General features: G+C 67.4%; 5 protein-coding genes and 1 pseudogene. 2 read left to right on the forward strand and 4 right to left on the reverse strand.

The window, feature by feature from the left end; all coding sequences use genetic code 11:
* A pseudogene (locus ACLP4W_RS01900) lies at positions 1-111 on the forward strand (response regulator); the annotation flags it as partial.
* A gap of 32 nt (positions 112-143) precedes the next feature.
* Here the strand turns inward: ACLP4W_RS01900 and ACLP4W_RS01905 are convergent.
* Together ACLP4W_RS01905 and ACLP4W_RS01910 are read right to left on the reverse strand one after the other, a co-directional pair.
* Positions 144-1,337 (reverse strand): CoA transferase, encoded by a 1,194-nt coding sequence (locus tag ACLP4W_RS01905; protein ID WP_442383575.1) that lies wholly within the window; start codon positions 1,335-1,337, stop codon positions 144-146.
* Entirely contained in the window at positions 1,337-2,257 is a 921-nt protein-coding gene (locus tag ACLP4W_RS01910) for a class I SAM-dependent methyltransferase (RefSeq protein ID WP_442383576.1), read from the reverse strand. Before ACLP4W_RS01910 ends, ACLP4W_RS01905 begins: the two co-directional genes overlap by 1 nt.
* 171 nt (positions 2,258-2,428) lie before the next feature.
* Here ACLP4W_RS01910 and ACLP4W_RS01915 point away from each other — a divergent pair, with 171 nt between their 5' ends.
* Positions 2,429-4,069, forward strand: a complete 1,641-nt coding sequence (locus ACLP4W_RS01915) for an AMP-binding protein (RefSeq protein ID WP_442383578.1) — start codon at positions 2,429-2,431, stop codon at positions 4,067-4,069.
* A 26-nt stretch (positions 4,070-4,095) separates the two neighbouring features.
* Here ACLP4W_RS01915 and ACLP4W_RS01920 read toward each other — a convergent pair whose 3' ends face one another.
* Both ACLP4W_RS01920 and ACLP4W_RS01925 read right to left on the reverse strand, forming a co-directional pair.
* Positions 4,096-4,827 (reverse strand): TIGR03089 family protein, encoded by a 732-nt coding sequence (locus ACLP4W_RS01920; protein ID WP_442383580.1) that lies wholly within the window; start codon positions 4,825-4,827, stop codon positions 4,096-4,098.
* Positions 4,815-6,287 carry an LCP family protein gene (locus ACLP4W_RS01925; RefSeq protein WP_442383582.1) on the reverse strand — a complete coding sequence of 491 codons (1,473 nt, stop codon included), beginning with the start codon at positions 6,285-6,287 and terminating at the stop codon, positions 4,815-4,817. The genes ACLP4W_RS01920 and ACLP4W_RS01925 overlap by 13 nt, the downstream gene beginning before the upstream one ends.
* Positions 6,288-6,342 lie beyond the last annotated feature (55 nt).

The raw sequence follows: 6,342 nt of genomic DNA on the forward strand, positions 1-6,342 counted from the left end.
CTGCACGCCAACGCCTACGTCACCAAGCCGGTCGACCTCGACCAGTTCATGAGTGCCGTCCGCCAGATCGACGAGTTCTTCGTTCAGGTGGTGCGCCTTCCCAGCGTCTGAACTCCGACTGGCACTCGCTCGAGGACGTCCGGCTACGACGCGGGTTCTGGTGTGGTGAGAAACACGTCGTTGTGCTGCCCGAGGGCGGGCGGGGGATCGGTGGCCGCGGCGTCGAAGCTCGAATAGCGCGCTGGGGTGCGGATCACCGTGACCGCGTCGTCACCGCTGCCGACTTGCAGGGCAAGTTCGTTCTCGGCGAACAGCGGGGTGTCGACCACCTGCTTCCAGGTGTAGGCATGGCAGGCCATCAGGCCGCCTTCCTGTAGCAACTCCACCCATTCGGCCGCGGTCTTTGCGGCCAGCGCGGACTCGAGTTCCTCGGTCAACTCGGGGTAATTCATTGCGCGCGAGCGCTGGTCGATGAACCGCTCGTCGTCCAGCAGATCGGGCTGGCCGATGATCTGGCACAGCTTGGCCCAGTGCTTGGGCACATACGCGCTGATCACCAGGTACCCGTCGGCGGCCTTGAATGCGTCCGATGGCTGCGTGGCGAAGCCAACCCCCTTGCGCCGCTTAGCCTTTGGTGTTGATTCTGGTTTAGGCGCGTCGCTCGGCTTGTTCAGGTGGATGGTTAGTTGACTGGCCTGCAGGCTAACCGCGACGTCGTACATCGCGACTTGCACGACGTCGCCCACTCCGTGGCGCTCCCGGTTGAGCAGCGCCGCCAACACCGCCTGGGCCAGCACGTGACCGCTGGCGGCGTCGACTAGTTGAAACGGGATGATCTGCGGTTTGCCGGTCGGTGTGGGCATTCCGGTGGTCATGCCCGACTCGGCCGCGACCATGAGGTCGACGCCCGGTCGGCTGCCGTGCGGGCCGTTGCCGCCGTACGCCGAAAGGCGCGCGTAGATGAGTTTGGGTTTGCGGGACCGCAACTCGTCGGGGCCCAGGCCCAGGCGTTCCATCACCCCGGGACGAAACCCTTCCAGCACAACGTCTGCGGTATCGACCAGCCGCAGTATCTGCTGCTTGGTTTCCTCGCTGGTGAGGTCTGCTACCACCGACTTCTTGCCCCGGTTGTGGGGTAGAAACAACGTGGCCAGCGGCGGGCGCCCCGGAAGGACAGCGGTGATGTGCCGGGCCGCCTCACCGACGGGCGCCTCGATCTTGATGACCTCGGCGCCCAGGTCGGCCAGCACCTGTCCGGCCATCGGTCCGGCTATGTTCTGGGTGAAATCGAGTACCCGGAATCCGTCGAGTGGCTTGGCGGGCTTGCTGTTTGGCATCAACCGGCCTTTCGTTCGTGCAACACCGCGGTGCAGTAGTAGTTCCTGGCGAACGGGGCTTCAGGGTCACTGGACTGCAGCGGTAACCCGTTGTCGGCCAACAACTGATTCAGTGGTGTGCGATCCACGCGCCAGCCATGCTCACCCAGGTAGGTTGCCACGTCGTTGCGGTCGCCGGGGAAGCCGAGGTTTTCCAGCTCGACGTCGAGACCCCGCTCACGCCAGAGCAGGGTGGCGCCGTTCAGCGCCTGGAGGTTGGCCACGGAATTCATGAATACTTCGGCCACCAGCCGGCTGCCGTCCGCGCTGAGCGCGGTGATGTTGTCCAGCAACCGATCCTGGGCGTCGGCCGGCAGGAACCCGAGCAGGCCCTCGGCGGCCCACGCGGCGGGTTGCCCGGCATCGAACCCCGCCTGTCGCAGAGCCGACGGCCAATCGTGGCGCAGGTCGATGGCGACGGCCCGGACGTCGGCCGTGGGCTGTGCGCCGAGCGCGCCGATCGTGGTGGTCTTGAATTCGATGACTTGCGGCTGGTCGATCTCGAACACCGTCGTTCCCGGCGCCCAGGGCAGTCGGTATCCCCGTGCGTCGAGGCCGGCGGCCAAGAGGACCACCTGGCGGATGCCCGCCATGGCCGCCTCGGAGAAGAACGCGTCGATATAGCGGGTGCGTGCCGCCAGTAGGTCGGTCATGCGTTGCATGCCCCACGCCGCACCGGGGTCGTCGACATCGGCGGTGTCGAGTTCCCCGGCGGCCCACCGGGTGAAGAAGTCGACGCCCACGGCGCGCACCAGCGGCTCGGCGAAGCGATCATCGATCAGCGCGGCCCTGGTGGCCCTGGCTCGTCCCGCGGCCACCATGGTGGCGGTGGCTCCCACACTGGTCGCCAGGTCCCAGCTGTCGTTGTCGGTGCGCCCCACGCGAAATTCCCTTCGGTCTACTGGTTAGCCAGAATAACGAGGAGCGCTCCGGCGCATCCCGGGGCTCGGTGCCGAACGCCGGTAAGGCGGGCGGGCACGGTGACCAAAGACCCCCGCCGGAGTGGCGTTGCGCCCTTATCTGTGGCCGGGGCGAAAGGCATGGTGAAGACGATGGCTGCGAAAATAATCCGGCGACTCGGGCTGGAAACCTGGTCGTTGCTGCTGTTTGCGCGATCCGCAGGGTTGCGGTTGGTCCCGTCCGCTCGAATCCGCCCGGTGCTGCGCGCGCTCGACCGCTACGGCCTGCTGGGGGCGGCGACGGTGATCACCGCTGCCCGGGATCGCGACGGCGTGGCGCTGATCGATGAGCGTGGCGCGCTGAGTTTCGGCGACCTGGACAGCCGGACCAACGCTTTGGCCAACCAGTGGCGCCGGCGCGGGCTTGGCCCGGGTGCCAGCGTGGCGATCCTGGCCGGCAATCACCGGGGCTTCCTGGAAGCCGTCTTCGCCGCCGGCAAGTGCGGCGCAGGTGTGCTGCTGCTCAACACCGGCTTCGGCAGCGCGCAACTCACCGAGATGGTTGCCCGCGAGGGCCCCAATCCCTGTGACCTCCTCGTCCACGACGACGAGTACAGCGACGTCGTCGCGGATGTCCACCCGAGGCTGGGCCGGATTCGGGCATGGACGGAAACGCCCGGTCCCGACACCCTCGAAGCCCTGATCGGGCTCGGGGACACCAGCCCGCCGCCCAAATCCGGCGGCCGGCCCAAGATCGTCATTTCGACCAGCGGGACGACCGGCGCCCCAAAGGGTGCCGCGCGTTCTGAGCCCTACTCGCTGATACCGGTCGGTGGCCTGCTCGGCAAGGTGCCGTTCCGCGGCCGAGAAGTCACCGAATGCTGTGTCCCGCTGTTCCATTCGCTGGGTTTCAGCCATGCGATGTACGCGATGGTGCTGGGCTCCACCCTGGTGCTACGCCGCCATTTCGATCCCCAGCGGGCCCTGGCCAGCGTGGCCGCACACCGGGCCAGCGCGATGATCGTCGTGCCGATCATGCTGCGGCGCATTCTCGATCTGGGTCCCCAGGCCCTCGCCGACCAGGATCTGTCGACGCTGCGCATCGTGTTCGTCGGCGGGTCGCAGCTCGGGGCCGCGCTGGCCACGCGGGCGATCGAGGCGCTGGGGCCGGTGGTCTACAACATGTACGGGTCCACCGAGGTCGCCTACGCCACCATCGCCACGCCCGACGATCTGGCAGTCGAGCCGGGCTGCGTCGGTGGCGTGGTTCCCGGGTCGGTCGTCAAGATTTTCACCGACGACCGCCACGAGGCTCCCCCGGGAACGCCGGGGCGGATCTTCGTCGGCAACGTGCTGGCCTTCGAGGGATACACCGGCGGGGGCACGAAGGAGTCGATCGAGGGCCTGATGTCCACCGGCGACGTCGGACATTTCGATTCGGTCGGCAGGCTGTTCATCGACGGTCGCGACGACGAGATGATCGTCTCCGGGGGCGAGAACGTGTTCCCGGGCGAGGTCGAAGAGGCGCTCGCGCATCACCCCGACATCCTCGACGTCGCGGTCGTCGGCGTCAGCGACGAGGAGTTCGGGCAGCGTCTGCGCAGCTACATCGCGGTGCGACCGGGCGCGTCACTGACCGAGCATGATGTCAAAGACTACGTACGAAATCGGTTGGCCCGCTTCAAGGTTCCACGCGACGTGGTCTTTGTCGATGCGCTGCCCCGCAACGCCGGCGGGAAGGTGCTCAAGCGCTTGCTGAAAGACCATGCCGCCGAGAACCAAACCGGTGCGTGAGCCGGTACCGGGAGCGGCCATCCGGCTCAGAGCACCCGGGTGACCTTTTCGGTCTCGATTCTGCGCGCCAGCTTCGCCGGATCGGGGTCGGCCACCTGCACCAACGACGCGCCGACGGCCAGGATCGACAGCAGGCCGTCGACCAAATCGCCGGGCCGCGTCCACGACGCGCTGGAAAGCACCCGGTCACTGCCCGTCAAACCCCTTGCCGCCGCCGAACTCTCACAGTCGGCCAGGATCTCGTCGACTGACCGACCCGCGAGCGCCGGGCCCGGATGGCGCTCCGGAACGATCTGGTCGCCGTGCACCCGCACCGCGGTCGCATAGTCCGTGACGCCGATCGCCAGGTTGGGTACCGGGCGGCCGAACGGATCCAGCGACAGCACCGCCACCTCCCCGCCGGGGTTGACGGCCGAGTCGGCCCCGTCCAGCCGATCGGCGGTGCACAGCGCCACATCGGCCGGAGCCGTCCCGAGCACCGCCTCCGCGCCGATCCACCACACACCGAACAGGACCGCCGCCGTCTGCCAATGGGCCGGCAGCAGGATCGCGACCCGGCTGGCCGGCCCGGCGCCCATCTCGTCGCGTAACAGGTTGCCGGTCTTGGCGGCCCAGTTGGCCAGTGTCACCGCCGACAATTCGATGCGCTCGCCGGTGGCATCGTCGTAGTACGTGATGCGCGGGCCGACCGGGTCGGCCCGCAACATCGGATCCAGGATTGCTGCGCTAAGCGTTGTCAGCGCGCTCAGTTGATGCACTCCGGCTTGTCGGAGCCGGCGGTGAGGATTGGCGACGTCGCCGGAACGTTGGGGTCGGCGGGCGCTCCCGGGTTCGCCGCACGTGCGGGTGTCACGGATTCGCCACCGGAAAGCCCCGAACCCGGACCGGTGTAGTCGTTGGCCAGCACCACCCGGACTGATCCCGGCGCCAACGACGTATCGGCGACGACCGGCAACCCGCCAAGTTCCTTGGAGATCTGCTGTGCGCCCAGGTCGTCGGCCTTGGCGGCCCGCACCTGACTGGCCTTCACGTGGCCGCCCTCGTTGTTGCCGACGGTGCCTGTGCTAAATCCCTTGGAGCTCAACACGTCTGACACCGCCGCCGCCAGTCCGTTGATGTCTGTGTCATTGACCACGCTGGCGGTGGTCTTGGCGGGGGTGTAGGCGATTTCCTCGGTTTTGCCGTGAGCCTGGTCGTCCAGCAGCCCGGCGACCCAGTCCTGGACCTTATGCGGGTCCACCCGCACGACACTCTGCATGCCGTCGTCGCTCCAGCCGGCTCCGTCGAGAACCGGAATGGTGGCGAAGGCGACCTTACCCCCGGCCAGCTTCGACAGCTGCTGAACGAAATCCATAACGTCCCAACCCGAGGAGATCACCACCGAGCGCTGGACGGCAGCCTCGAGCCGCCTTACCGTCGTGGGGCTGGACAGCGTCTTACTCGAGATGATCGAGTGCGCCAGCGAAGCCATCACCGCCTGTTGGCGCACCACCCGGTCCAAGTCGCCGCGGGGTAGGTCGTGCCGCTGTCGCACGAAGCTGAGCGCTTGTGGACCGTTGAGCTTTTGCTGGCCGGCCGGAAAGTCAGCACCCGAAAGTGGTTCGAACACGGGCTCTTTGAGGCAGACCTGGACGCCGCCGAGCGCGTCGGTGATCAGTGCGAAACCGAGCAGCCCGATCTCCGCGTAATGGTCGACGGTGACTCCGGTGAGATCGGCGACCGTCTTGATCAGGGCATCCCGGCCGGCCTCGGTGCCCTGCGCCGTGGCGTCCTCGGCGGAATCACCGGCCTTGACCAGGCTGGTCCGCTTGGCCTCCCGGGTCTGGCCGTAGACGCCGTTGATCTTGGTCTTGCCCAGGCCGGGGGCCGCGACATAGGAGTCGCGCGGAATCGAGATCGCGGTCGCCGACTTCCCGTTGTTGGGAATCCGGACCAGGATGATCGTGTCGGTGTTGGTCGATTCATCGTCGCCGGCCCGCAGTGTCGCCAGCTCCTCGGCCGACAGCGGGTTGCCGTGGGCGTCGGTACGGCTGTCCAGGCCGACCAGCAGGATGTCAATCGCGCCGTCGTCGCCGCCCTTGCCCAGCGAGGGCGAGGACATGTGGAAGATGCCGTCTTCGACGGCCCGCACGTTGCTCCACGCGAACCCGGTGCCGAAAACGACCGCGACGGTCAGCACAGTGGCGACCACACGAACCACACGTTGCACAGGCATCACACAAGGTTACTTGCGACACAGCTCCTTGTCGGGTAGCGAGCGGCGGCGTGCCTGG

It is taken from the genome of Mycobacterium sp. (assembly GCF_052145595.1).
Classification (GTDB): Bacteria; Actinomycetota; Actinomycetes; order Mycobacteriales; family Mycobacteriaceae; genus Mycobacterium.